Source organism: Streptomyces sp. ISL-12 (genome assembly GCF_018614415.1).
Lineage (GTDB): Bacteria > Actinomycetota > Actinomycetes > Streptomycetales > Streptomycetaceae > Streptomyces.
This window is the reverse complement of sequence record NZ_JAGGOO010000002.1, coordinates 53,118-76,454: the sequence shown is the minus strand read 5'-3', so window position 1 is coordinate 76,454 and position 23,337 is coordinate 53,118. Positions and strand designations below refer to the sequence as shown.

At 72.1% G+C, this 23,337-nt stretch carries 20 protein-coding genes; 7 read left to right on the top strand and 13 right to left on the bottom strand.

All coding sequences use genetic code 11. The annotated features are described in order from the left end of the window. Positions 1-14: 14 nt before the first annotated feature. Positions 15-2,528 carry a DEAD/DEAH box helicase gene (locus J7I94_RS00425; protein WP_215164388.1) on the bottom strand — a complete coding sequence of 838 codons (2,514 nt, stop codon included), beginning with the start codon at positions 2,526-2,528 and terminating at the stop codon, positions 15-17. Positions 2,529-2,673: 145 nt separating this feature from the next. On the opposite strand from J7I94_RS00425, the gene J7I94_RS00420 reads away from it, so the two are divergent. Next, positions 2,674-3,468 (top strand): metal-dependent hydrolase, encoded by a 795-nt coding sequence (locus J7I94_RS00420; RefSeq protein WP_215164387.1) that lies wholly within the window; start codon positions 2,674-2,676, stop codon positions 3,466-3,468. A gap of 311 nt (positions 3,469-3,779) precedes the next feature. On the opposite strand, the gene J7I94_RS00415 is transcribed toward J7I94_RS00420, so the two are convergent. The 5 genes from J7I94_RS00415 to J7I94_RS00395 all read right to left on the bottom strand — a co-directional run bounded on the left by J7I94_RS00415 (position 3,780) and on the right by J7I94_RS00395 (position 9,299). Further along, positions 3,780-4,049 carry a type B 50S ribosomal protein L31 gene (locus J7I94_RS00415; protein WP_215164386.1) on the bottom strand — a complete coding sequence of 90 codons (270 nt, stop codon included), beginning with the start codon at positions 4,047-4,049 and terminating at the stop codon, positions 3,780-3,782. Between the two features lie 60 nt (positions 4,050-4,109). Then, the gene (locus J7I94_RS00410) at positions 4,110-4,580 is read right to left on the bottom strand and encodes a DUF5709 domain-containing protein (RefSeq protein ID WP_215164385.1); all 471 of its coding nucleotides are present in this window, start codon (positions 4,578-4,580) and stop codon (positions 4,110-4,112) included. A 264-nt stretch (positions 4,581-4,844) separates the two neighbouring features. Further along, positions 4,845-6,626: an ABC transporter ATP-binding protein gene (locus J7I94_RS00405; protein WP_215164384.1), complete on the bottom strand. Its 1,782-nt coding sequence runs from the start codon at positions 6,624-6,626 to the stop codon at positions 4,845-4,847. Next, the gene (locus J7I94_RS00400) at positions 6,623-8,566 is read right to left on the bottom strand and encodes an ABC transporter ATP-binding protein (protein WP_215164383.1); all 1,944 of its coding nucleotides are present in this window, start codon (positions 8,564-8,566) and stop codon (positions 6,623-6,625) included. The genes J7I94_RS00405 and J7I94_RS00400 overlap by 4 nt, the downstream gene beginning before the upstream one ends. 268 nt (positions 8,567-8,834) lie before the next feature. Further along, positions 8,835-9,299, bottom strand: coding sequence for a MarR family winged helix-turn-helix transcriptional regulator (locus J7I94_RS00395; protein WP_215164382.1), 465 nt, complete (start codon positions 9,297-9,299; stop codon positions 8,835-8,837). Positions 9,300-9,685: 386 nt separating this feature from the next. On the opposite strand from J7I94_RS00395, the gene J7I94_RS00390 reads away from it, so the two are divergent. Next, positions 9,686-11,488, top strand: coding sequence for an ABC transporter ATP-binding protein (locus J7I94_RS00390; protein WP_215164381.1), 1,803 nt, complete (start codon positions 9,686-9,688; stop codon positions 11,486-11,488). A 52-nt stretch (positions 11,489-11,540) separates the two neighbouring features. Continuing rightward, positions 11,541-12,434 (top strand): endolytic transglycosylase MltG, encoded by an 894-nt coding sequence (gene mltG / locus J7I94_RS00385; RefSeq protein ID WP_215164380.1) that lies wholly within the window; start codon positions 11,541-11,543, stop codon positions 12,432-12,434. Positions 12,435-12,457: 23 nt separating this feature from the next. Here the strand turns inward: mltG and J7I94_RS00380 are convergent, their stop codons facing one another. After that, the gene (locus J7I94_RS00380; protein ID WP_215164379.1) at positions 12,458-13,537 is read right to left on the bottom strand and encodes an NAD(P)-binding domain-containing protein; all 1,080 of its coding nucleotides are present in this window, start codon (positions 13,535-13,537) and stop codon (positions 12,458-12,460) included. Positions 13,538-13,627: 90 nt separating this feature from the next. Between J7I94_RS00380 and J7I94_RS00375 the strand changes: the two genes are divergently transcribed. After that, positions 13,628-14,050, top strand: coding sequence for a secondary thiamine-phosphate synthase enzyme YjbQ (locus J7I94_RS00375; RefSeq protein WP_215164378.1), 423 nt, complete (start codon positions 13,628-13,630; stop codon positions 14,048-14,050). An 87-nt stretch (positions 14,051-14,137) separates the two neighbouring features. Here the strand turns inward: J7I94_RS00375 and J7I94_RS00370 are convergent, their stop codons facing one another. The 3 genes from J7I94_RS00370 to J7I94_RS00360 all read right to left on the bottom strand — a co-directional run bounded on the left by J7I94_RS00370 (position 14,138) and on the right by J7I94_RS00360 (position 17,184). Continuing rightward, positions 14,138-14,839, bottom strand: coding sequence for a helix-turn-helix domain-containing protein (locus J7I94_RS00370; protein WP_308114464.1), 702 nt, complete (start codon positions 14,837-14,839; stop codon positions 14,138-14,140). Positions 14,840-14,931: 92 nt separating this feature from the next. Beyond that, on the bottom strand, positions 14,932-16,140 hold the full coding sequence (locus J7I94_RS00365) for a globin domain-containing protein (protein ID WP_215164377.1): 1,209 nt from the start codon (positions 16,138-16,140) through the stop codon (positions 14,932-14,934). 126 nt (positions 16,141-16,266) lie between these two features. After that, complete coding sequence (locus J7I94_RS00360) at positions 16,267-17,184, bottom strand: alpha/beta fold hydrolase (protein WP_215164376.1); 918 nt, start codon at positions 17,182-17,184, stop codon at positions 16,267-16,269. Positions 17,185-17,349: 165 nt separating this feature from the next. Between J7I94_RS00360 and J7I94_RS00355 the strand changes: the two genes are divergently transcribed. After that, a complete protein-coding gene (locus tag J7I94_RS00355) occupies positions 17,350-17,694 on the top strand; it encodes a hypothetical protein (protein ID WP_215164375.1) in 345 nt (114 codons plus the stop codon). A 43-nt stretch (positions 17,695-17,737) separates the two neighbouring features. Here the strand turns inward: J7I94_RS00355 and J7I94_RS00350 are convergent, their stop codons facing one another. The 3 genes from J7I94_RS00350 to J7I94_RS00340 form a co-directional block, all read right to left on the bottom strand. Continuing rightward, positions 17,738-18,337: a MarR family winged helix-turn-helix transcriptional regulator gene (locus J7I94_RS00350; protein WP_215164374.1), complete on the bottom strand. Its 600-nt coding sequence runs from the start codon at positions 18,335-18,337 to the stop codon at positions 17,738-17,740. Between the two features lie 239 nt (positions 18,338-18,576). Next, a complete protein-coding gene (locus tag J7I94_RS00345) occupies positions 18,577-19,026 on the bottom strand; it encodes a hypothetical protein (protein ID WP_215164373.1) in 450 nt (149 codons plus the stop codon). Between the two features lie 145 nt (positions 19,027-19,171). Then, positions 19,172-20,179 (bottom strand): sigma factor-like helix-turn-helix DNA-binding protein, encoded by a 1,008-nt coding sequence (locus J7I94_RS00340; protein WP_215164372.1) that lies wholly within the window; start codon positions 20,177-20,179, stop codon positions 19,172-19,174. A gap of 256 nt (positions 20,180-20,435) precedes the next feature. Between J7I94_RS00340 and J7I94_RS00335 the strand changes: the two genes are divergently transcribed. Next, positions 20,436-21,170 carry an alpha/beta fold hydrolase gene (locus J7I94_RS00335; RefSeq protein ID WP_215164371.1) on the top strand — a complete coding sequence of 245 codons (735 nt, stop codon included), beginning with the start codon at positions 20,436-20,438 and terminating at the stop codon, positions 21,168-21,170. Between the two features lie 187 nt (positions 21,171-21,357). Further along, complete coding sequence (locus tag J7I94_RS00330) at positions 21,358-23,295, top strand: N-acetylmuramoyl-L-alanine amidase (protein WP_251074431.1); 1,938 nt, start codon at positions 21,358-21,360, stop codon at positions 23,293-23,295. The last annotated feature ends 42 nt before the right edge of the window (positions 23,296-23,337 follow it).

Here is a 23,337-nt window from a genome sequence, read left to right as displayed (position 1 = left end):
ATGCTCTCCTGTGTTCACAACTGGCCGACATCGGTGACGCGGACGACCGCCCGGCCCTCCGCGTCGGAGGCCACGAGGTCGACCTCCGCGCTGATCCCCCAGTCGTGGTCGCCGTTCGGATCGTCGAAGATCTGCCGGACACGCCACAGCCGGTCCTGCGGCTCCTCCTGGATCACCAGCAGCTTCGGGCCGCGGGCGTCGGGACCGGTGCCGAGGTCGTCGTACTCGTCCCAGTACTTGTCCATGGCCTCGCCCCAGGCGTCGGCGTCCCATCCGGCGTCGCCGTCCATCTCGCCCAGCTCGTCGACCTGGTCGAGGGCGGCCAGCTCCACCCGTCGGAACAGGGCGTTGCGGACGAGGACGCGGAAGGCGCGCGCGTTGGTGGTGACGGGCCGGATCTGGTCGGCCTTCTCCTGCGCCTCCTCGGCGGTCATCTCCGCGGGGTTGGCGAGCTGCTCCCACTCGTCGAGCAGGCTGGAGTCGACCTGGCGCACCATCTCGCCGAGCCACTCGATCAGATCCTGGAGGTCGTCGGACTTCAGGTCGTCGGGGACGGTGTGGTCCAGGGCCTTGTAGGCGCCGGCGAGGTAGCGCAGCACGATGCCCTCGGTCCGCGCCAGCTCGTAGTGGGAGGTCAGCTCGGTGAAGGACATCGCCCGCTCGTACATGTCCCGGATCACCGACTTCGGCGACAGCGGGTGGTCCCCGACCCAGGGGTGGCTCCTGCGGTAGGTGTTGTACGCGTGGAAGAGCAGCTCCTCCAGCGGCTTCGGGTACGTGATCTCCTGAAGGCGCTCCATGCGCTCCTCGTACTCGACGCCGTCCGCCTTCATCGCGGCCACGGCCTCGCCGCGCGCCTTGTTCTGCTGGGCGGCGAGGATCTGCCGCGGGTCGTCCAGCGTGGACTCCACCACCGACACCATGTCCAGCGCGTACGACGGCGACTCGGGATCGAGCAGTTCGAACGCGGCCAGGGCGAACGTGGACAGCGGCTGGTTGAGGGCGAAGTCCTGCTGGAGGTCGACCGTGAGGCGGACGATGCGGCCCTCGGCGTCCGGAGTGTCCAGCTTCTCGACGATGCCGCCGTCCAGCAGCGAGCGGTAGATGGCGATGGCCCGCCGGATGTGCCGCAACTGCTGCTTGCGCGGTTCGTGGTTGTCCTCCAGCAGACGGCGCATCGCCTCGAAGGCGTTGCCGGGCCGGGCGATCACCGACAGCAGCATCGTGTGCGTCACCCGGAAACGGGACGTCAGCGGCTCCGGCTCGGAGGCGATGAGCTTGTCGAAGGTCTGCTCGCTCCAGCCGACGAAGCCCTCGGGAGCCTTCTTGCGGACCACCTTGCGGCGCTTCTTCGGGTCGTCGCCCGCCTTGGCCAGGGCCTTCTCGTTCTCGACGACGTGCTCGGGTGCCTGCGCGACCACGAACCCCGCCGTGTCGAAGCCCGCGCGTCCGGCCCGTCCCGCGATCTGGTGGAACTCCCGGGCGCGCAGCGTCCGCACCCGGCTGCCGTCGTACTTGGTCAGAGCGGTGAACAGGACGGTCCGGATCGGCACGTTGACGCCGACGCCGAGCGTGTCCGTCCCACAGATGACCTTCAGCAGCCCCGCCTGGGCGAGTTTCTCCACCAGGCGCCGGTACTTCGGCAGCATGCCGGCGTGGTGCACGCCGATGCCGTGCCGCACGTAGCGGGAGAGGTTGCGGCCGAACTTGGTGGTGAAGCGGAAGTTGCCGATCAGCTCGGCGATCTTGTCCTTCTCCTCGCGGGTGCACATGTTGATGCTCATCAGCGCCTGCGCCCGCTCCACGGCCTGTGCCTGCGTGAAGTGCACGATGTAGACGGGGGCCTGCTTGGCCGTCAGCAGGTCGGTGAGGGTCTCGGTGAGCGGGGTGTAACGGAATTCGTAGGACAGGGGCACCGGGCGGGTCGCCGACCGGACGACCGACGTCGGGCGGCCGGTGCGCCGGGTGAGGTCCTTCTCGAAGAAGGAGACGTCGCCGAGCGTGGCGGACATCAGGACGAACTGGGCCTGCGGCAGTTCCAGCAGCGGGATCTGCCAGGCCCAGCCGCGGTCCCCTTCCGCGTAGAAGTGGAACTCGTCCATGACGACCTGGCCGATGTCCGCGTGCTTGCCGTCGCGCAGCGCGATCGACGCCAGCACCTCGGCGGTGCAGCAGATCACAGGGGCGTCGGCGTTCACGGAGGCGTCGCCGGTGAGCATGCCGACGTTCTCGGTGCCGAAGAGCTTGCACAGCTCGAAGAACTTCTCCGAGACCAGCGCCTTGATCGGCGCGGTGTAGAAAGTGACCTCGTCCCGGGCGAGGGCGGCGAAGTGCGCGCCCGCCGCGATCATGCTCTTGCCGGATCCGGTGGGAGTCGAGACGATCACGTTCGCCCCGGAGACCGCCTCGATCAGCGCCTCCTCCTGGTGGGGGTAGAGCGTGAGACCGCGCTCCTGGGCCCACGACTCGAAGGCTTCGTAAAGGGCGTCGGGGTCGGCGGTCGGCGGCAGGCGATCGATGAGGGTCACGCCACCATCTTGCCTGGCCCCGACCCCGATGCGGGAATCGGATGCGGGACCGAAGATCATGAAGGTTACCCTGGGTCGCCGACGCCATGTCGGCGGTCCTGGTCAACTGGACAGCGGCACACGAGGAATGGGGCGGGCAACGGCGATGATGGGACCAGCACACTCACTGTCGGGCGCCGCGGCCTGGCTCGGTGTAGGGGCGGCGACCGCCGCGGCCGGGCACCCGATGCCCTGGCCGGTCCTGCTGACCGGAGCCCTGATCTGCGCCGGCGCCGCGCTCGCTCCGGACCTCGACCACAAAGCCGCGACCATCTCGCGGGCCTTCGGACCGGTGTCCCGGGGTCTGTGCGAGATCGTCGACAAACTCTCGTACGCCGTCTACAAGGCCACCAAGAAGCAGGGCGACCCGCGCCGCTCCGGCGGTCACCGCACGCTCACCCACACCTGGCTGTGGGCGGTCCTGATCGGGGCGGGCTCATCGGTCGTGGCGATCACCGGGGACCGCTGGGGTGTGCTCGCGATCCTCTTCATCCACATGGTGCTGGCCATCGAGGGCCTGCTGTGGCGGGCGGCCCGCGGCTCCAGCAGCGACGTCCTGGTCTGGCTGCTGGCCGCGACCAGCGCCTGGATCATCGCGGGCGTCCTGGACGAACCGGGCAACGGGTCGGACTGGCTGTTCACAGCGCCGGGACAGGAGTACCTGTGGCTGGGGCTGCCCATCGTGCTGGGCGCGCTGGTGCACGACATCGGGGACGCGCTGACCGTGTCCGGCTGCCCGATACTGTGGCCCATACCGGTGGGCCGCAAGCGCTGGTACCCGATCGGCCCGCCCAAGGCACTGCGGTTCCGCGCGGGCAGCTGGGTCGAGCTCAAGGTGCTGATGCCGGCGTTCATGCTGCTCGGCGGGGTGGGCTGCGCGGCCGCGCTCAACGTCATCTGACCCGCGGTCTCGCCTCCGGCACCCCGGAGCAGGACGCCGGACGGGACCGAGCGCAGCCGACACGTCCCCGCCGGCCCGACAACCCCGAGCAGGACGTCAGGCGAGGTCGAGGGCGGCCGAGAGCCGCCACCGCACGCTCTGACGGACGGCGGGGGCGCGTCGGTGTCGTCCGGCGTCGAGCGACGTGGCGTCCCTGCCCGCCGGACCGTATGGCACACGTCAGCCGCGCCCGAGGCCGTCGGGCCCTCGACGTCGTCCCGTCTGTGACTGCCTGCCTCGACGCGTCGGACGGCGGAGCACGCGGCGGTTGCTCAGGCGGGCCGGTCCTCGGTGCCCGTCCCGCCGCCGTAGCGCCGCTCGAACCGGGCGATGCGTCCCTCCGTGTCGACCGTCCGTGCCTGCCCCGTGTAGAACGGATGGCTCTCCGAGGAGATCTCCACGTCGACGACCGGGTAGCTCCGGCCGTCGTCCCACTCGATCGTCCGGTCGCTGGTCGCGGTGGACCGGGTGAGGAAGGCGTAACCGGCGGCGCGGTCCCGGAAGACGACGGGATGGTAGTCGGGGTGCTTGTCCTGCTGCATGAGCGCTCCTTGTGCGGCGGGGGCGGCGCGCGGCGCGGCGACGCCGGGGGAACAGCGGGTTCAGCGGGGAAGGGCGTCCTCGTCGACGACGTGCATCGCGGCTTCCTCGGCGGACGCCGCCGCGCCGTCGATGCCCACGTCCCTGGCGACCAGGGCGGCCTCCTCGTCCTCGCGCGCCCCCTCGTCGGGAGCCACGAGCCGGCCGGAACGGGTGGCGCCGACCTCGTCGTCCAGCAGTTCGCCGTCGGTGTCCTCGGAGTCGCCGAGACCGTCCCCGTCGGGTACCGCGGCGTCCGGGATCTCCTCGGAAAGCCGCTGGTCCAGGCTCTCGCCGTGATGGCGTTCGGCCGCGGTCACGCCGTCGTGTTCCACGGCCCAAGGCCGCTCCGGAGGGGACCAGCCCGCGTCGAGGGGGTCATCGACACCGCCGTACTCCAGGGTGTCCTCCGCGTCGAGCAGCCCGGTGTCCTCCCTCTGTTCGGAACCGTCGGGCTGGTAGACATCGTCTCCCCATCCGTCGGCGCTGTTCACGGATACCTCCAGAGGGTGGGGCCCGGCCCGCTCACACCGCGGGGCTCGGCGGATTGCCGCCGCACGGGGACAGGGCGTCGCCGGTCGACGCGTCGCGGGGTCTTCGGGCGTTCCCCGCGCCGGTGCCTTCTCCCAGATTTCCACCCCCTCTCGGGACCACGCAACGGCACGGACCCGGGCCGGGGACCCGCCGCTCTCCGCCGGCCCCCGGCCGCGCCCCGTGAGACGCCTGTCACCCACCCCGCCGGTGAGGGCCCGTCCGGGTCAGCCGTGCCACGAGCGCCACAGCGCCGCGTACGCTCCGTCCGCCGCGACCAGGTCCTCATGACTGCCCAGCTCGCTGATCCGGCCGTTCTCGACCACGGCGATGACATCCGCGTCGTGGGCGGTGTGCAGCCGGTGGGCGATCGCGACGACGGTGCGGCCGTCCAGCACCCGGGCCAGGGACCGCTCCAGATGCCGGGCCGCCCGGGGGTCGAGCAGCGACGTCGCCTCGTCCAGGACCAGGGTGTGCGGGTCGGCCAGCACCAAGCGGGCCAGCGCGATCTGCTGTGCCTGCGCCGGGGTGAGCGCGAAGCCGCCGGAACCGACCTCGGTGTCCAGCCCCTCGTCGAGCGCGCGGGCCCAGACGTCCGCGTCGACCGCGCCCAGCGCGGCCCACAGCTCGGCGTCGGTGGCACCACCACGGGCCAGCCGGAGGTTGTCACGCAGGGAGCCCACGAAGACGTGGTGCTCCTGGTTGACGAGGGCGACGTGCGAGCGGACCCGTTCGGCGGACATCCGGGACAGTTCCGCGCCGCCCAGGGTGATCCGGCCCTCGCGGGGAGCGTAGATACCGGCGAGCAGCCTGCCGAGGGTGGACTTGCCCGCGCCGGAGGGACCCACCAGCGCCAGCCGGGTGCCGGGGGCGACCTCCAGGGAGACCTTGCGCAGCACGTCCACCCCCTCCAGGTAGCCGAAGTGCACCCGGTCGGCGTGCACATCGCGTCCCTCCGGGGCCGACGCGGTGTCGTCACTCTCGGGCTCGATCTCCCGCACACCGACCAGCCGGGCCAGCGAGACCTGGGCCACCTGGAGCTCGTCGTACCAGCGCAGGATCAGTCCGACCGGATCGACGAGCATCTGCGCGATCAGGGCCGCCGTCGTCAGCTGGCCGACCCCGATCCAGCCCTGGAGCACGAACACGCCGCCGATCATGAGTACCGAGGCGAGGACCGTCACATGGGTGACGTTGATGACCGGGAAGAGCACGGACCGCAGCCAGAGCGTGTACCGCTCCCAGGCCGTCCACTCCCTGATCCGGCGGTCCGAAAGCCCGACGCGCCGGGCGCCCAGACGGTGGGCCTCCACGGTGCGCCCGGCGTCCACGGTCTCGGCGAGCGCGGCGGCCACAGCGGCGTACCCGGCGGCCTCCGAACGGTACGCGGAGGGCGCCCGCCGGAAGTACCAGCGGCAGCCGACCACCAGCAGCGGCACCGCCAGCAGCACGGCCGGGGCAAGCGGCGGTGCCGTGACCACCAGACCGCCCAGCAGCAGCACCACCCACACCGCACCGATCGCCAGCTGGGGCACGGCCTCGCGCATGGCGTTGCCGAGCCGGTCGATGTCGGTCGTGATCCGGGACAGCAGGTCACCCGTGCCGGCCCGTTCGAGCACCCCCGGCGGCAGCCCGACCGAGCGCACGAGGAAGTCCTCGCGCAGGTCGGCCAGCATGCGCTCGCCGAGCACCGCGCCGCGCAGCCGCACCTCACGCACGAAGGCGGCCTGGAGGACCAGGGCGACCACGAACAGCGTGGCGGTGATGCCCAGGTGCAGCTCGCGAGCGCCGTCGGACACCCGCTCCACGAGCCCGCCGAGCAGGTAGGGACCGGCCATGGAGGAGATCACGGCGACGGTGTTGACGGTGACGAGCAGCACGAACGCGCGGCGGTGCCGGCGCAGCAGCTCCGTCACATAGCCGCGCACGGTCGCGGCGTTGCCGACGGGCAGGGTGCTCGCCGTGGTCGGGGCCGCGGGGTCGTACGACGGTGGCGCCACGCCGATCATGCCGTCTCCTCGATTTCTTCCAGGCGGTGCAGTACGTCGTCGTCCAGGCGGCCGTTCCCGAGGGCGTCGCCGCTCGGAGCAAGCCCTGGGCCGTCGCCGGCGAGGCCACCCAGGACGGCGTGCTCCTCCCGCTGGACGCCGGTCTCTTCATCGGTCTCGCGGGTCACCACGGCCCGGTACCGCGGGTCGCCGCGTACGAGATCGCGGTGGGTGCCGACGGCCGCGGCCTCGCCCTCGTGCAGGAACACCACGCGCTCGGCGCGGTCCAGCAGCAGCGGTGAGGAGGTGAACACGACGGTGGTGCGGCCCTGCCGCAGGCCCCGTACGCCGTCCGCGATGCGCGCCTCGGTGTGCGAGTCCACGGCGGAGGTGGGTTCGTCCAGGACGAGGACCTCGGGGTCGGTCACCAGCGACCGGGCCAGGGCGAGCCGCTGGCGCTGGCCGCCGGAGAGCGAACGGCCCCGTTCGGTGATGCGGGCGTCCATCGGGTCCTCCGCGTCGACCGAACCCTGCACGAGAGCCGCCAGCACGTCCTCGCACTGGGCGGCGGCCAGCGCCTGGGCGGCGCCGACGGCACCGGAGGCGGGCACGTCGAGCAGGTCGCGCAGCGTCCCGGACAGCAGTACCGGGTCCTTGTCCTGGACCAGCACGGCCGTGCGCGCGGAGTCCAGGGGGAGTTCGTCCAGCGGCACCCCGCCCAGTGAGACCGGCGTGCCCAGCTCCGAGGGGTGGCCGCCGAGCCGTTCGGCCAACCGGCCGGCGGCGTCGGGGTCACCGCACACCACGGCGGTCAGCAGGCCCGCCGGGGCCAGCAGACCGGTCTCCGGGTCGTACAGATCGCCGGACGGGAGACCACCGCTCGTACCGGATTCGCGCGTACCGGATTCGCGCGTACCGGATTCGCTCGTCCTGGGGCCGCCCGTGCCGGATCCACCCGCGTCCGTGGCCCGTTCCAGCGCCAGCACCCGGGCGGCCCGCCGGGCCGAGGGCCGGGAGAAGGAGTACGCCATGGCGATCTCTTCGAAGTGCCGGAGAGGGTAGGTGAGGATCATGACCGAGCTGTAGACGGTGACCAGCTCGCCCACGCCTATCCGGCCGTCCCGGGCCAGGTGCACGCCGTGCCAGACCACCGCGATCAGCAGCAGGCCCGGCAACAGCACCTGGATCGCGGAGATCAGGGACCACATGCGGGCGCTGCGCACGGCAGCGTGGCGCACGTCCTGGGAGGCGCGGCGGTAGCGGTCGAGGAAGAGCTGTTCACCACCGATGCCGCGCAGCACGCGCAGTCCGGCGACGGTGTCCGAGGCCAGTTCGGTGGCCCGGCCCGCCTTCTCCCGCTGGACGTCGGCGCGCCGTGTGGCACGGGGCAGCAGCGGCAGCACGGCCAGCGCCAGGACGGGCAGGCCGATGATGACGACGATGCCGAGGGACGGCTGGTAGAGGAGCAGGCCGACGCAGACCAGCACGATGGTCAGTGCCGCCGCGGTGAACCGGGACACCGCCTCGACGAACCAGCCGATCTTCTCGACATCGCCGGTGGAGACGGCCACGACCTCGCCGGCCGCGACCCGCCGGGTCAGCGCCGAGCCCAGCAGGGCGGCCTTGCGGGCCAGCAGTTGCTGTACGCGGGCGGCCGCGGTGATCCAGTTGGTGATGGCGGCGCGGTGCAGGAAGGTGTCGCCGAGCGCGTTGCCGGCGCAGCACACGGCCAGCAGAGCGCCGGCCAGGGCGAGCCGGCCGCCGGACCGGTCGACGACGGCCTGGACGGCGAGGCCGACGCAGAAGGGAAGTGCGGAGACGGAGGCGAAGTGCAGCAGCCCCCAGGCCAGCGATTTGAGCTGTCCGCCCAGCTGGTTCCGGAAGAGCCACCACAGGAATCGGGGGCCCGAGCGCGCGTCGGGCACGCCCGGGTCGGAGAACGGAAGGTCTTGGATCTGCATGAGGTCCCAGTGGCTCGTGTCAGGCGGGGCCGCTCGGTGCGGCGCCGGAGGGCAGCAAACCGTGACAGGTTCGCGTCGCCGCGTAGTGGAAATCAAGCGGTTTTCCGCACCGGCGCAGGGATCCGGCTGCGACCGTTTCGAGTTACTCCGGGAAACCCCGGCGGAGTACGGGCCAGGCGGCTCGGAGCCCGCGAAGTCCCTGCTCACGGCGGTGCCGGGGCGGCTGGGCCGGGCGGTGGAACGCGGCGGTCCGCCGCGGACGACGGCGTCAGCCGGCGTCGGTGCCGGGGCGCACCACGGCGGTTCCGTCGATCAGCGTGTCCAGCAGCCCGCCGAGCACGGCGCGTTGCTCGGCGGTCAACGGGGCCAGGATCTCCTCCGCCGCCGAGCGGCGCGCGCGGCGCAGTTCGCTCAGCGCCGTGCGCCCGTCGTCCGTCAGCTCGATGCGGATCACTCGCCGATTGGCCTGATCCGGCGCCCGGCGCACCATCCCGGCGGACTCCAGTCCGTCGACGAGTGTCGTCACCGCTCGGGGCACGACCTCCAGGCGCTCGGCCAGGTCGGTCATCCGGGGCGGCGAGCCGTAGTGCGCGAGGGTGCGCAGCAGGCGGGACTGGGCGGGGGTGATGCCGAGGTCGCCTCGCTCCAGATGCCGCTTCTGGATGCGGTGCACCCGGCGGGTGAGCCGCAGCAACTGCTCGGCAAGGACGCCGTCGGGGTCGGGGGCGGTCATGCGGGAACAATATCAGGGTGCTGTTCATTGTGAGTGTAGGTAACAATGAGCTACGATCCGTGAGGCCCGCCCGGGCACCGACCGCCCACCGAGTGCCGACCGGCCGCGCACCGGCCCGTACGGCGGCTGCGTACCGGGCGCGGTGCATCACCGAGGGAGGCCTGCGCGGACCGGGGCTGGTGATGGCCGCCGCCGGTCATCGGCAGCCCTGTGCCGCCGTAGGCCCGAACAACCGCTGAAGACCGTCCGGCACCGTCGACCGCGGGCCCGTACAGCGGGCGCCGCACCCCGGGTGCCGCTCGCCCCCGCCCAGCCCGCGAGCCGGACGACCGACCGCCCCGGACACCCCCCGGGCCGCCCGTCCGGACAACCTCCGAAAGGAGCCCATGAAACCCGACCACGACCTCTCCTGGACCCCTCCCGCCGGCGCGCAGGAACAGCCCCGGCAGGTGCGGCGCATCCTGAGACTCTTCCGCCCCTACCGAGGCCGTCTCGCGGTCGTCGGCGCACTCGTCGGCGCCGCGTCGCTGGTCTCGGTCGCCACCCCGTTCCTGCTCAGGGAGATCCTGGACGTCGCCATCCCCCAGGGCCGCACCGGCCTGCTGAGCCTGCTCGCCCTGGGCATGATCCTCGGCGCCGTCCTCACCAGCGTCTTCGGCGTGCTCCAGACGCTGATCTCCACGACCGTCGGCCAGCGCGTCATGCACGATCTGCGCACCGCCGTCTACGGCCGCCTCCAGCGCATGTCGCTCGCTTTCTTCACCCGCACCCGCACCGGCGAGGTCCAGTCCCGCATCGCCAACGACATCGGCGGCATGCAGGCCACCGTGACCTCCACCGCCACCTCCCTGGTCTCCAACGCCACCAGCGTCGTCGCCACCATCGTCGCGATGATCGCCCTCGACTGGCGCCTGACCGTCGTCTCCCTGCTGCTCCTCCCCGTCTTCGTGTGGATCAGCCGCCGGGTCGGCAACGAGCGCAAGAAGATCACTACCCAGCGCCAGAAGCAGATGGCCGCGATGGCCGCCACGGTGACCGAGTCGCTCTCGGTCAGTGGCATCCTGCTGGGCCGCACCATGGGCCGCTCCGACTCGCTCACCCGCTCCTTCGCCGACGAGTCCGAGCAGCTGGTCGACCTGGAGGTGCGGTCGAACATGGCGGGCCGTTGGCGCATGGCCGTCATCACCGTCGTCATGGCCGCGCTGCCCGCCGTCATCTACTGGGCCGCGGGCATGGCCCTGAAGCTCGGCGGTCCGGACGTCTCCATCGGTACGATCGTCGCCTTCGTCACACTCCAGCAGGGCCTGTTCCGCCCGGCGGTCAGCCTGCTGTCGACCGGCGTCCAGATCCAGACCTCGCTCGCCCTGTTCCAGCGCATCTTCGAGTACCTCGACCTGCCCGTCGACATCACCGAACGCGAGAACCCCGTCCACCTCGACCAGATCAAGGGCGAGGTCCGCTTCGAGAACGTCGAGTTCCGCTACGACGACAAGGGCGGACCGGTCCTCGACGGCATCGACATCACCGTCCCGGCGGGCGGCAGTCTCGCCGTGGTCGGCCCGACCGGCGCCGGCAAGTCCACCCTCGGCTACCTGGTGCCGCGGCTCTACGACGTCACCGGCGGCCGGGTCACCCTCGACGGGGTCGACGTGCGTGACCTCGACTTTGACACCCTCGCCCGCGCGGTCGGCGTCGTCTCGCAGGAGACGTACCTCTTCCACGCCTCCGTCGCCGACAACCTGCGCTTCGCCAAGCCGGACGCCACCGACGAGGAACTGGCGGAGGCGGCGAAGGCCGCGCAGATCCACGACCACATCGCCGCGCTGCCCGACGGCTACGACACCGTGGTGGGGGAGCGCGGCCACCGCTTCTCCGGCGGCGAGAAGCAGCGTCTGGCCATCGCCCGCACGATCCTGCGCGACCCGCCCGTGCTCATCCTCGACGAGGCGACCAGCGCCCTGGACACGCGCACCGAGGCCGCCGTGCAGCAGGCGGTGGACGCCCTGTCCGCGGACCGCACCACGATCACCATCGCACACCGCCTGTCCACCGTCCGGGACGCCGACCAGATCGCCGTCCTCGCCTCCGGGCGCCTGGCCGAGCGGGGCACCCACGAGGAACTGCTGGAGCGGGACGGCCGGTACGCGGCTCTCGTCCGCCGGGACGCACGACAGGTACCGACAAGATGAAAATATGCCCGGTGTGTCTGGTTTGTGATGTTCCGGGGGTTACCGTGCCCGCATGCAGATGAACACTCCGTCACGGAGCACGAGGAGCACGATTCGACTGACGCGCCGGGGCCGGATCGCCCTGATCGCGACCGGAGCCGTCGTCGCCGGCGCCGCTGTGGCGGTGCCGCTGCTGACGCTGGGCGAAGAGGAGGACGCCCGCCCCGAAGCCCTGGTGATCCCCGAGGGCCGACGCGCCTCCCAGGTGTACGAGGCCGTGGACAAGGCCCTCGCCCTGCCGGCCGGGACCACCGGGAAGTCCCTGGGCAAGGCCCGCCTGAAGCTGCCCGCCGACGCGGAGGGCAACCCCGAGGGGTACCTCTTCCCGGCGACGTATCCGCTCGACGACAAGACCACCCCCGAGAAACTGCTGCGGGCGATGGTGGACGCGGCGAACCGCGAGTTCAACGGCGCTCCGGTCGCGGCGGGTGCCGAGCGCAACGCCATGAACGTCTACCAGGCGGTCACCATCGCGAGCATCGTGCAGGCCGAGGCCGCCACCGAGGCCGACATGGGCAAGGTCGCCCGGGTGGTCTTCAACCGCCTGGAGCGCGGGATGCCGCTGCAGATGGACTCCACCCTGAAGTACGCGCTGAACCGCTCCACCCTGAACACCACCGAGGACGACACGAAGATCGACAGCCCCTACAACTCGTACCAGCGCATGGGGCTGCCGCCGACGCCCATCGCCAATCCCGGGAGTGCCGCGATGCGTGCCGCGATCAATCCGACGCCGGGGGACTGGCTCTACTTCGTCACCGTCAAGCCCGGCGACACGCGGTTCACCGCCGATCACGAGGAGCACCAGCGCAACGTCGCCGAGTTCAACGAGAACCGGCGCGAAGCCCCGTCCAAGGGTGCCTCTCACCAGAAATCCTCACCCGGGACGGCCCCCGCCAGGACGTGAGGCCGAGGCGGCCCCGCGGGGCGTCAGGCGGCCAGGCGTTCCTGCCCGGCCAGCAGCCGCCTGATGTCCCGCACGGCCGCGCGTCCGGCCCGGTTGGCGCCGACGGTGCTGGCCGACGGCCCGTAGCCGACGAGGTGGATCCGGGGGTCGGCGACCGCGCGGGTGCCCTCGACGCGGATGCCGCCGCCCGGCTCCCGCAGCCGCAGCGGCGCCAGATGGTCCACGGCCGCCCGGAAGCCGGTCGCCCACAGGATGACGTCGGCGGACACCTGTCGCCCGTCCGCCCACGCCACCCCGTCGGGTGTGATCCGGTCGAACATGGGCTGCCGGTCCAGCACGCCCGAGTCGAGACCGGCCCGGACCGCGTCGTTCAGCGGCAGCCCGGTCACGGACACGACGCTCTTCGGCGGCAGTCCCTGCCGCACCCGCTCCTCCACGAGCGCGACGGCGGCCCGCCCCGCGTCCTCGTCGAAGGGCCCCTCCCGGAACACGGGCGGACGCCTGGTCACCCACGTGGTGGCGGCCGCGTACGGAGCGATCTCCAGCAGGTGCTGGGTGCCCGAGGCGCCCCCGCCCACCACGACCACCCGCTGCCCGGCGAACTCCTCAGGGCCGGCGTACCCCGCCGTGTGCAACTGCCGCCCCCGGAACGTCTCCTGCCCCGGGTAGCGCGGCCAGAAGGGCCGGTCCCAGGTGCCGGTCGCGTTGATCAGCGCGCGCGCCGACCAGTCCCCGTCCGACGTCCCGACGAGCAGCCGCCCACCCGGCCCCTCACGCACCGCACGGACGTCGACGGGCCGCCGCACCCGCAGATCGAACTCACGCTCGTACGTCGTGAAGTACTCCGCGACGACCTCCGCGGACGGCCGCCCGGGATCGGCGCCGGTCAGCTCCATGCCCGGCAGCGAGTGCATCCCGTGCACTTTGCCGTACGTCAGCGTCGGCCAGCGGAACTGCCAGGCCCCGCCCGGGCCGGGGGAGTGGTCCAGCACTACGAAGTCACGCTCCGGTTCGAGCCCGGTGCGCCGCAGGTGGTAGGCGGCGGACAGCCCGGCCTGCCCGGCGCCGATGACGACGACCTCGGTCTCGTGTACGCGGTTCACAGCACTGCCAACAGCGCGGCCGGACCGGATCTTCCCACCGACGGGCGCACCCCGCCGCCGCAACCGGCCGCGTACGTCAGGATGGGACCCATGCCAGAAGCGTTCACCACCCGGATCCTGCACCTCACCACCGGCTCCTCGGAGCGGGTCCTCGACATCACCGGCGACTGCGAGAGCTTCCTGCGCGAGGCCGCGGCCGGCCGCGACGGTCTCCTCAACGTCTTCGTCCCGCACGCCACGGCCGGCATCGCCGTCATCGAGACGGGCGCGGGCAGCGACGACGACCTCCTCGCCGCCCTGCACACCCTCCTCCCCGCCGACGACCGCTGGCAACACCGCCACGGCACCTCCGGCCACGGCCGCGACCACGTCCTCCCCGCCCTCGTGCCCCCACACGCGACCCTGCCGGTGATCGACGGACGGCTGGAACTGGGGACTTGGCAGTCTGTGTGCCTGGTCGACACGAACGTGGACAACCCCGACCGCAAGGTTCGGCTGAGCTTCCTCGGCTGACCGAGATCGTTCAGCTGGGTCGTGCCGTCGGTTCTTCTGTCGCACGTCCTTGCGGTGGGTGCGGCAAGTGCCCGCGGTGTTCAGGACTCAGACCGGACGTGTGCGGATGAGACGGACCATCGCGTGGTGGAGCGCGGTGCGCGGCGGGGCTTCGGGCAGTGGGGGGACGGGGGTGCCCGGGGCGGCCCAGGCGCGCAGCAGTTCGGCCACCAGGCGGCGCGAAGCCCCCGGCAGCGTGTCGCCGGCCGCGTCGGCGACGCCGGCGTTGGCCATCAGCAGCAGGGACAGGTCGAGGTCGTGGAAGTCCGCCCGCAGGTGACCGGATTCCTGGGCGCGGGAGATGATCCGCAGGGCGCCGTCAGCGGCCTCGGCGCGTCGCCGCTCCAGGTCTCCCGCGGGGAAGGCCAGGGTCAGGACCTCGATGAAGCCCGGGTCGGCGGCCTGCAGGGCGCAGAGGGACTGGACGTAGCCGGTGAACCCCTGCCACGGGTCGGTCTCGTCCAGCGCGGCGGCGACCGCGGCGAGATGGGCGTCCACACGGTCGGTGAACACCGCGTCGATGAGGTCCTCCCTGCTGGCGAACCGGCGGAACAGGGTGGCATTGCCGACGCCGGCTTCCCGGGCGACGGAGGTCAGGGAGACCCCGAGTCCCTCCCGGGCGAAGAGTCGGCGGGCCGTCGCGATGATGCGCCGGCGGTTGCGTTCGGCGTCGGCGCGCAGGGGTCCCTCCGCGTGCGGCGGGATTCCGCGCACCTCGCGGGGAACGTCACTCCGTGTCTGCGAAGACACTGTTCTCCTCACCCTTCTGGAGTGTTCGGGCCGGCCGGTCCGGGCGCCGGAGCCGGCGGCGTCCGGACCGGCCGAGCGGCGCTTCGGGGCCGTTACTTGCTGAGCCAGAGGTCCGGGCCGAACACCTCGTAGTGGATGTCCCTGGGGCTGAGCCCGTGGGCGAGCAGATCGGTGCGGACGGCCTTCATGAAGGACAGCGGACCGCACAGGAACGCCGTGGTGCCGGCGTCGGGGGAGAGCCGGGTGATGTCGGCCCAGCCCTCGTTGACGTGGTCCCCGGTGGCGTCCGGGTGGTCGGTGTCCTCGTACCACACGTGCAGCGAGGAGTTGCGCAGCCGCCCGACCAGCTCGGTGAGTTCGAGCCGGTGGGCGTGGTGGACCGGGGAGCGGTCCGCGTGGACGACGGTCACCGGCCGGTCGGGCGAGACGGCGGCCAGGTGCTCCAGCATGGCCAGCATCGGGGTGACGCCGATGCCCGCCGAGGCGAGCAGCAGCGGGCCGTCGCCCTCGGGGAGCAGCAGGTCACCGAAGGGCAGGGAGACCTCCAGGACGTCCCCGGGGCGGGCGTGCGTGTGCAGCCAGGAGGACACCTCCCCCTCGGGGACCCGGCCGTCGGCGGAGCGCTCGCGCTTGACGGTGATGCGCCAGGTCTTGCGGCCGGGCGCGGTGGACAGGCTGTACTGGCGTATCTGGTGGGCCCCGTCGGGCAGCTCGGCGCGGACGCTGACGTACTGGCCGGGGACGAACGGCTCGGTGGGCGACCCGTCGGCGGGCCGCAGGACGAGGGAGACGGCGTCCGGGGTCTCCTCGTGGCGCTCGGCGATCTCCATCGTCCGCCAGACGGCGCCGTCCTCGATCCGCGCCTGGGCGTACAGGCGGGCCTCCATGGCGATGAGGGCGTTGGCCATCAGCCAGTAGACCTCGTCCCAGGCGGCCGCCACCGCCGGGGTCACCGCGTCGCCGAGCACCTCCGCGACGGCTCCGAGCAAGTGGCGGGCGACCAGCGTGTACTGGTCGGAGGTGATGCCGAGGGAGGCGTGTTTGTTCGCGATGCGGCCCAGGACCGCGTCGGGCCGCTGGTCGGGATGGTCCACGAGGGCGGTGGCGAAGGCGGCGACGGCTCCGGCGAGCGCCTCCCGCTGGGCGCCGCTCGCCTGGTTGGCGCGGTTGAACAGGTCGCGCAGCAGATCGGGACGCTCCTCGAACATCCGGCGGTAGAACAGCTCGGTGATGGTGCTGAGGGAGGCGCCCACGGCCGGCAGTGTGGTGCGGACGATCCGTGCCGACTCGCTGGAGAGCATACTGACTCCAAACTGGTAGATAAGATGCGTATTTTTGGTTGGGTGGAACGTGTGCCAGCTTCCGGGTCTTCGTCCAACTGACCGGACAGTGGCGTCACTTGTGACACCCCCGGGGGCGGCTCGGGGTCAGGCGCCTCCTTCCAGCACACCGTGTGCGCGCAGGAACGACAGGACTTCGGTGGTGAACCGGGCGGAGCGTTCGACGTGTGCGAGGTGGCCGGTGTCGGTCAGCAGCGTGAGGTCGGCGGCGGGCAGTGACTCGGCCAGCAGGCGGGCCCAGCGCGGTCCGCAGATGAAGTCCTGCTGTCCGGCCAGCACGAGTGCCGGTGCGGTGATGGCGGGCAGCTCGGCGCGGACGTCGAAGGGGGCGCCCTGCCCCCCGTTGGGCTCCGCGTACATCCGCAGCGACCGGCGGGCGGGCGCGAACTCCGCCTCCCGGCCCCAGTAGTCGAAGACGTAGGCCGGCATGATCTGCCGCAGCACGGCGGTGGCGCCGGTGTCGGGCATCAGGTCCAGACGGGTGTTGAGGGCGGTGACGTAATCGGTCACCTCCGGATGGTCGGCCGCATGCCGCGCCACGAACCGCTCCATGCCCGCGACCGCCGCCGACCAGAACTCCCCGTCAGCGACCGGCGAGGTGTCGTACAGCACGAGGGCGGCGAGCCGGCCGGGGTGGTCGAGGGCGTACCGCTGGGCGACGAAACCACCGTGCGAGTGGCCGAGGAGGGTGACGTGCGGCAGCTCCAGGTGCTCGACCAGGTGGTGCAGCAGACCCGCGTACGTGGCCACGGTGTACTCGCGTGGATCGGGCAGCCGCCCGGACCGGCCGGTGCCCACCGGTTCGACGTAGACCATGGTCAGGTGGTCCTCCAGCCCGGCCATGCGCAGATACTCCCAGCCGATGCCCGGGCCGCCGGAGTGCGCGACGCAGACCGGTCCCGAACCGGCGACGTGGTAGCGCTGTTCGACGCGGGCGGGGCCGTGCGGAACGGTGATCGAGTGGGTGCCGGGCGACAGGGCCGATGGCCGAGATGAGTGCTTCACACTGCCCGATGATCCGGCCGGGGCGCCGGCACATCAAGTCAGGACGGCACAAGTGATCACACTGTTACGGAATGCCTCACATGGAAACACAGCATAGATGCCACCGTGTGCCTCTCTCGCGAGCGAGAGATACGATGGTGCGAGTTTCGACCGGGGAGTTCACCAATGGATCCGAAGGACGAGGCCGAACGCGGCCTGACGGACATACAGAACTATCTGTACTGGGATTCCCATCGCCGGGCCGCCCACCACCGCGCCGCGCGGTTCGCCGCCCGGGTGCCCGGACTGAGCGAGGGACAGCGGGCCGACATCGAATGGTGGTACGTGGAGGAACAGCTCGGGGTGTCCCGCACCATCACCGAGCACCTGACCGACCAGATCGCGATGGTGGAGGCCCTGCACACCCAGCGCTACGCCCGGCTGCGCCGGTTCGCCGGGGTGGCGCTGGCGGCACTGGGGACGGCGGTGATCGCCCTGGGCGTCGGTCTGGTCCTGGTGGCTTCCGGGTGACCGCCCCGGTACCGCGCGGGCCCCGCGGTACCGGGCCGGCCGCTCACTCGGCCGTCTCCAGCGCGAGCAGCAGCTTGCGCAGCGCGGTCACTACGGCGCCGCGCTCCTCGGGACTGAGCACGGACAGCAGTTGACGCTCCACGGCCAGGTGGCTCTCCAGACGGCGGTCGAACTCCCGCCGGCCCTGCTGAGTGAGGGTGACCAGGGAGCGCCTGCGGTCGTCCGGGGAGGCGGTCCGCACGATCCAGCCGTCCCGCTCCAGCCGGTTGAGCCGCCCACTGAGGCCGGCCGACGAGATGACGAGGGAACGCATCAGCTGCCCCGGCGTGAGCGCGTTGCCGGGGGCCGCCAGGCGCAGCGTCCGCAGCAGGTCGAAGTCCCCGACGTTGGTGAGGGCCGGACCGGGCTGGCGGCGCAGCCGCTCCACGAACAGTTCCTCGGCCAGCCGGGCCGCGCGCAGCAGCCGCGCCAGCACCGCGCTCGACGACACGTCCACCCCGGGCAGCGGCCCCTCCCACTGCCGCAGCATGACGTCCACACTGTCACCCGGCTGCGCGGGCGGGTGCGTCGGCGGGGCCGGCCGGAGCGGCGCGGCGACCTCCGCCGGCGGGGGCGGGGACGGGCGCTCGTGCGGATCGTTCACATCCACCAGTATGGTCCGTTGTGGGCGTGGTCCGACCGAGTCGGCCGCACACTCGACACAACATTGTTACGGGAGTCGGGTGCGCGTCGCCACGGTGACTTCAAAGAGTGTCAACCTGCGGTAGAGTCGACGTTGTCGCACCCGTTCTCCAGAGCCGAGCGGGTGCTGCGGCCCCGGACGTTCGCTCGATCCCCCGCGAGCCGGCGTTCGGGGCCATCAGCCCGCCGGACGCCGCCTCTTCAGGGACGCTGGGCACGGTAGAGGCCCCGGCCGGTACGGCGGACCCGGGAGGCACCGACGAGCCGGTCCAGCGTGCTGCGGATCGCGTTGACACTGCCGCTGTCGGTGGGTCGGCCGAGTGCCACCGCCACGTCACGGGCGCGCACATCGGTGTCACCGGCCTGCGCGAGGCAGTGCAGGATCTGCTCGGTCAGCCGGCCGTACGCACGCTCCGTGCCCGGCTGTTCCTCCCGTGCCGCGCCCGTCGGTTCCTGCCGCACCGTGTCGGACGGTTCCTCCAGTACCGCTTCGAGGGCGCTCAGGGCCCGCTGCACGGAGGTCAGATGGGCGAGGACGGCGGCCAGCTCCCGTTCCAGCGCCCGCTTCTGCCACTCCAGGCGGCTGAGATCCTCCTGGAGGCGCTCAGCGGTGCTCTCGATGGTGCGTGCTGCGCGAGATGCCGGAACCATGTTTCCCTCTCATCGTCGCCGCTTCCTGTCCCAGCCCCTCCTGTTCCCACGAGGAAGACACAGTGATGGACGGGTGAAAACGTGTCCGTCAATTGTTGCCACTCTTGTGGGCAGAGCGTAACGGGTGGAACCGGTCCGGGCCCGCTCAGCCGTCCCGCGGGCCGCGCTCGTCGACGGGGAAGCGGGAGCGGTTCCAGGCCCGCAGCTTGTCGGGGTTGAGCACGGCCCAGACCTCGGTGACCTGGTGACCGGAGACGTCGAAGCTGATGACGGCGGCGGTCCGGGCGCGGTGGCGCACCACGATCGCGGTGCGGCCGTTGGCCCGGCGCAGGTGGAGGGTGGTGCGCGGACGGAGCGCGAGGAGGGTGAGGAGAGTACGGGTCACATGGTGTTTTCCGCGCACCGGGCGGGTCAGGGCACGGACCTTGCCGCCGCCGTCGAAGAGGGCGGTGGCGTCCGGCGCCAGCAGGGCCGCCAGCCCGGTGGTGTCGGCCGTGGCACACGCCCGCCGGACGGCCCGGACGACACTGTCGTGCTCCCGGTCCGCCGTGGGGCGGGCGCGGCCGGCCCGCAGGCTGTGCCGGGCCCGGTCGGCGAGTTCGGCGCACGCGCGCGGTGACCGCCCCACGATGCCGGCCACCGCCCGGGGCGGCATGGCGAAGACATCGTTGAGGACGAACGCGGCCCGTTCCGCCGGGGAGAGCGTGGCCAGGGCGTCGAGCAGGACGCCGCTGATCTCCTCGGTCAAAGCCGGATCGGGCGGGCGGGCCGGCCGGCCCGCCCCGCCGCCGGCCGCCGCGGACCCCGTGCGCGCGGACCCCGTACGCGCGGGGGAGGGACGCCGCGACGAGGGGAGTCCGGGCGAAGGGTGTCCCGGCGAAAGGTGCTCGGGCGAAAGGCGCCCGGGCGAAGCGCGTCCGGGCCGGGCGAGCCGGGCCAGGCAGATGATGCCGGTGGTCCTGGTCAGCCAGGCGCGCGGCTCGGCGACGGCCGCCCGGCGGGCGTCGGTCAGGGCGTACCACCGCCGGTAGGTCTCGGTCACGGCGTCCTCCGCCCCGGGGGCGGTGCCCAGCATCCAGTGGGCCACGTCGAGCAGATGCCGTCGCTCGTCGAGCAGCTCCGCGATCGGTACCGCGCCACCGGTCTCGCCCATCGAGTGGTCCTTCCTCTCCCGGGACACCACATCGCCACCAGCACTGTCGGCCGCGGTGCCCTCCGCAGAGCAGACCGGACACGCACGGATCATGTGACATCCGGGCAGGGCGCGTGGTTGCTCTCGCACCGTGCCCGGTACGACCGCGCGCCCGTCGGCAGCCCCACGGGCCGGACCGTCGGTGCAACACAGTGTGACAAGATGCGGTGCCGCGCCCACGTACGAGGCGCCACCTCCGATGAAGGAGTGCACAGACATGCCCGCGATCCTGATCCACGGCGTCCCCGACACCCACCATGTGTGGGACGGCGTACGCCGGCACCTGACCCGGACCGACGTGGAAGCCTGGGACCTGCCCGGCTTCGGCGCCCCGCGCCCGGCCGGTTTCGGCTCCACCAAGGAGGAGTACGTCGACTGGCTGATCGAGCGGCTGGAGCGGGTCGGTGAGCCGGTGGACCTGGTCGGTCACGACTGGGGCTGCATCCTCAGCCTCCGCGTCGCCTGCCTCCGTCCCGACCTGGTCCGCACCTGGGCCGGCGGCAACGGGCCGGTCAACGCCGGGTATGTCTGGCATCCGTTGGCCAAGATCTGGCAGGACCCGGTCGAGGGCGACCGCTTCATGAGAGAACTGCGCCTGGAGTCCTTCGCCCAGGACCTCGCGGCCGGCTTCGACGTGCCCGCGCACCTGGCCGAGGAGACGGTGGGCCGGGTGGACGAGCCGATGAAGGACGCCATCCTCAAGCTGTACCGGTCCGCGGTCACCATGGGCGCGGAGTGGGAGGCGGGGCTGTCCGCCGTCCCGGCGCCGTGCCTGGTCTTCTGGGGTGCCCTCGACCCGGCCTGCCAGATCGAGTTCGGGCGCCGGCTCGGCACCTCCCTGCACGCCTCGACGGTGATCGAGATGGACTGCAACCACTGGCCGCCGCTGCAACGGCCCGCGGAGGTCGCCTACATCCTGGAGAAGCACTGGAGCGCGCACCAGGGCGCCTGAACACCGGTTGATCCGTACCGCACCTCGGTACCGGCAGGCGTCTGGTACGTTCAGTGTGCAACGGTGTGAACTCCCGGCGCGCCCACCGGAATTGGCGGCCGTGGACCGCTCGCGGCCGCCCTCCGTCGGCCTGCCTCACACCCTTTGACGGTGACGTCAACCGACTCTTTCGACAGTGGGACTTCAATTGACAGACAAGACACCTTCCCACCGCAGGCGTGCCCTGCGCCGACGGCCCCTCGTGCTCGGTGCGGCGGCCCTGGTGGTGGCGGGGGCGATAACCGTCCCCGTGGTGGCCCAGGCGACCCAGGACACCCCGGCCCAGGACACCGCTCTGCAACGGATGTTCACCGAGGCGGCCGAGGACTACCACGTCCCCCGGGAGGTGCTGATGGCCGTGGCCTACCAGCAGTCGGCCTGGGAGACGCACCAGGGTGAGCACAGCGCCTCCGGCGGTTACGGCCCCATGCATCTGACCGACGTCACCACCGGCATGCTGACCGGCGGGGCGGCGGGCATGGCCGGCCGCGCGGAGGCGCGCGCGCTCGCCCGGGACAAGGCCCGCCACACCCTGCGCGACGCGGCCGGGCTGACCGGCCTGTCCGCCGCCGAACTGCGCGCGGACCCGGCCGCCAACATCCGCGGCGGGGCGGCGCTGCTGGCGTCGTACCAGAGGCAGCTCGACGGTCCGCTGTCCGACGACCCGGAGGACTGGTACGCGGCGGTCGCCCGCTACGGCCAGGCGACCGACCGGCGCGGCGCCGCCGCCTACGCGGGCCGGGTCTTCGCCACGATGCGCCACGGCGCCGCCCGCGAGACCTCCGACGGACAGCGGGTCCGGCTCGCCGCCGACTCCGCCGTCACACCGGCCCCCGCGCAGTTGGACGCGCTGGACCTGCCCACCGGGACGGACGCCGGCACCGAGTGCCCGGCCACCCTGGACTGCGCGTTCGTGCCGGCCCACCCGTCGAACGGGCAGGTCGCCGACCGCCCGGCCAACGGCACCGTCATCGACCAGATCGTCATCCACGACACCGAGGGGTCCTACGCGTCCGCCATCGCCAACGCCCAGCTCGCGGGCACGGCCTCGGCGCACTACGTGATCCGCTCCTCGGACGCCGCGGTGACCCAGATGGTGCCCACCGAGAACCTCGCCTTCCACGCGGGCAACTACGTCGCCAACATGCACTCGGTGGGCATCGAGCACGAGGCGTTCGCCGCGCACGGCGCCACCTGGTACACCGAGACCCAGTACCAGGCGACGGCCGAGCTGGTGAAGTACCTGGCCGCACGGTTCGACATCCCGCTCGACCGCCGGCACATCGTCGGCCACGACAACGTCGTCGGACCCAACTCCGCGCTGGTGTCCGGCGTGCACTGGGACCCGGGCCCGTACTGGGACTGGGAGCACTTCATGGACCTGCTCGGCGTCCCGGTCCGGGGCGCGCACGGCGTCGGCGGCGTCGGCACCGCCGTGACCATCGCACCCGGCTTCACCCACAATCGGAACACCGTGCGGATCTGCCCGTCCGACGACCCGACCGGCGCCACCACCGAGTGCACCGACACGACCCGGGCGTCGAACTTCGTTTACCTGCGCACCGCGCCCCGGGCGTCCGCGCCCCTCTTCGGCGACCAGGCCCTGCACCCCTCGGAGCCCGGCACCACCCGCATCAACGACTGGGGCAGCACCGCCCAGGCCGGCCAGCAGTTCGTCGTCGCGGGCCGCGAGGGAGACTGGACCGCGATCTGGTTCAGCGGCACCAAGGTGTGGTTCCACAACCCGCACGGCCGCAACACCGTACCGGCCCGCGACGCCACGATCGTCACGCCGGCCGGCACCGGCCCGGTGCCGGTCTACGGCACCAGCTACCCGGACGCCGCCGAGATCCCCGCCGGTCTCTCGCCGTCCACCCAGGCGCCGTTGAGCATGTACACCGTGCCGGCCGGTCAGGCGTACGTGGCCACCCCCGTCCCCCGGCGGACCACCGACTACTTCCCGTCGGCCGCCACCAAGGTCGTCTTCGGCGCGAAGAAGATGTACACCATCCAGTACGGCCACCGCACGTCGCTGGTCTACGAGAACGACGTGACCGTCGGCTCTCGCGCGCACAGCGGGCACTGACACCCCCATGTCACACCGAGTGGCACCGACCGGTCTAGGAGG

What these genes read in the sequence shown, in the direction of transcription:
- J7I94_RS00420 (WP_215164387.1), top strand. Translation starts at nt 2,674, where the DNA reads ATGATGGGACCAGCACACTCACTGTCGGGCGCCGCGGCCTGGCTCGGT.
- J7I94_RS00365 (WP_215164377.1), bottom strand. Translation starts at nt 16,140, where the DNA reads ATGCTCTCCAGCGAGTCGGCACGGATCGTCCGCACCACACTGCCGGCC.
- J7I94_RS00335 (WP_215164371.1), top strand. Translation starts at nt 20,436, where the DNA reads ATGCCCGCGATCCTGATCCACGGCGTCCCCGACACCCACCATGTGTGG.
- J7I94_RS00340 (WP_215164372.1), bottom strand. Translation starts at nt 20,179, where the DNA reads ATGGGCGAGACCGGTGGCGCGGTACCGATCGCGGAGCTGCTCGACGAG.
- J7I94_RS00400 (WP_215164383.1), bottom strand. Translation starts at nt 8,566, where the DNA reads ATGCAGATCCAAGACCTTCCGTTCTCCGACCCGGGCGTGCCCGACGCG.
- J7I94_RS00415 (WP_215164386.1), bottom strand. Translation starts at nt 4,049, where the DNA reads ATGCAGCAGGACAAGCACCCCGACTACCATCCCGTCGTCTTCCGGGAC.
- J7I94_RS00355 (WP_215164375.1), top strand. Translation starts at nt 17,350, where the DNA reads ATGGATCCGAAGGACGAGGCCGAACGCGGCCTGACGGACATACAGAAC.
- J7I94_RS00405 (WP_215164384.1), bottom strand. Translation starts at nt 6,626, where the DNA reads ATGATCGGCGTGGCGCCACCGTCGTACGACCCCGCGGCCCCGACCACG.
- mltG (WP_215164380.1), top strand. Translation starts at nt 11,541, where the DNA reads ATGCAGATGAACACTCCGTCACGGAGCACGAGGAGCACGATTCGACTG.
- J7I94_RS00390 (WP_215164381.1), top strand. Translation starts at nt 9,686, where the DNA reads ATGAAACCCGACCACGACCTCTCCTGGACCCCTCCCGCCGGCGCGCAG.
- J7I94_RS00375 (WP_215164378.1), top strand. Translation starts at nt 13,628, where the DNA reads ATGCCAGAAGCGTTCACCACCCGGATCCTGCACCTCACCACCGGCTCC.
- J7I94_RS00345 (WP_215164373.1), bottom strand. Translation starts at nt 19,026, where the DNA reads ATGGTTCCGGCATCTCGCGCAGCACGCACCATCGAGAGCACCGCTGAG.
- J7I94_RS00395 (WP_215164382.1), bottom strand. Translation starts at nt 9,299, where the DNA reads ATGACCGCCCCCGACCCCGACGGCGTCCTTGCCGAGCAGTTGCTGCGG.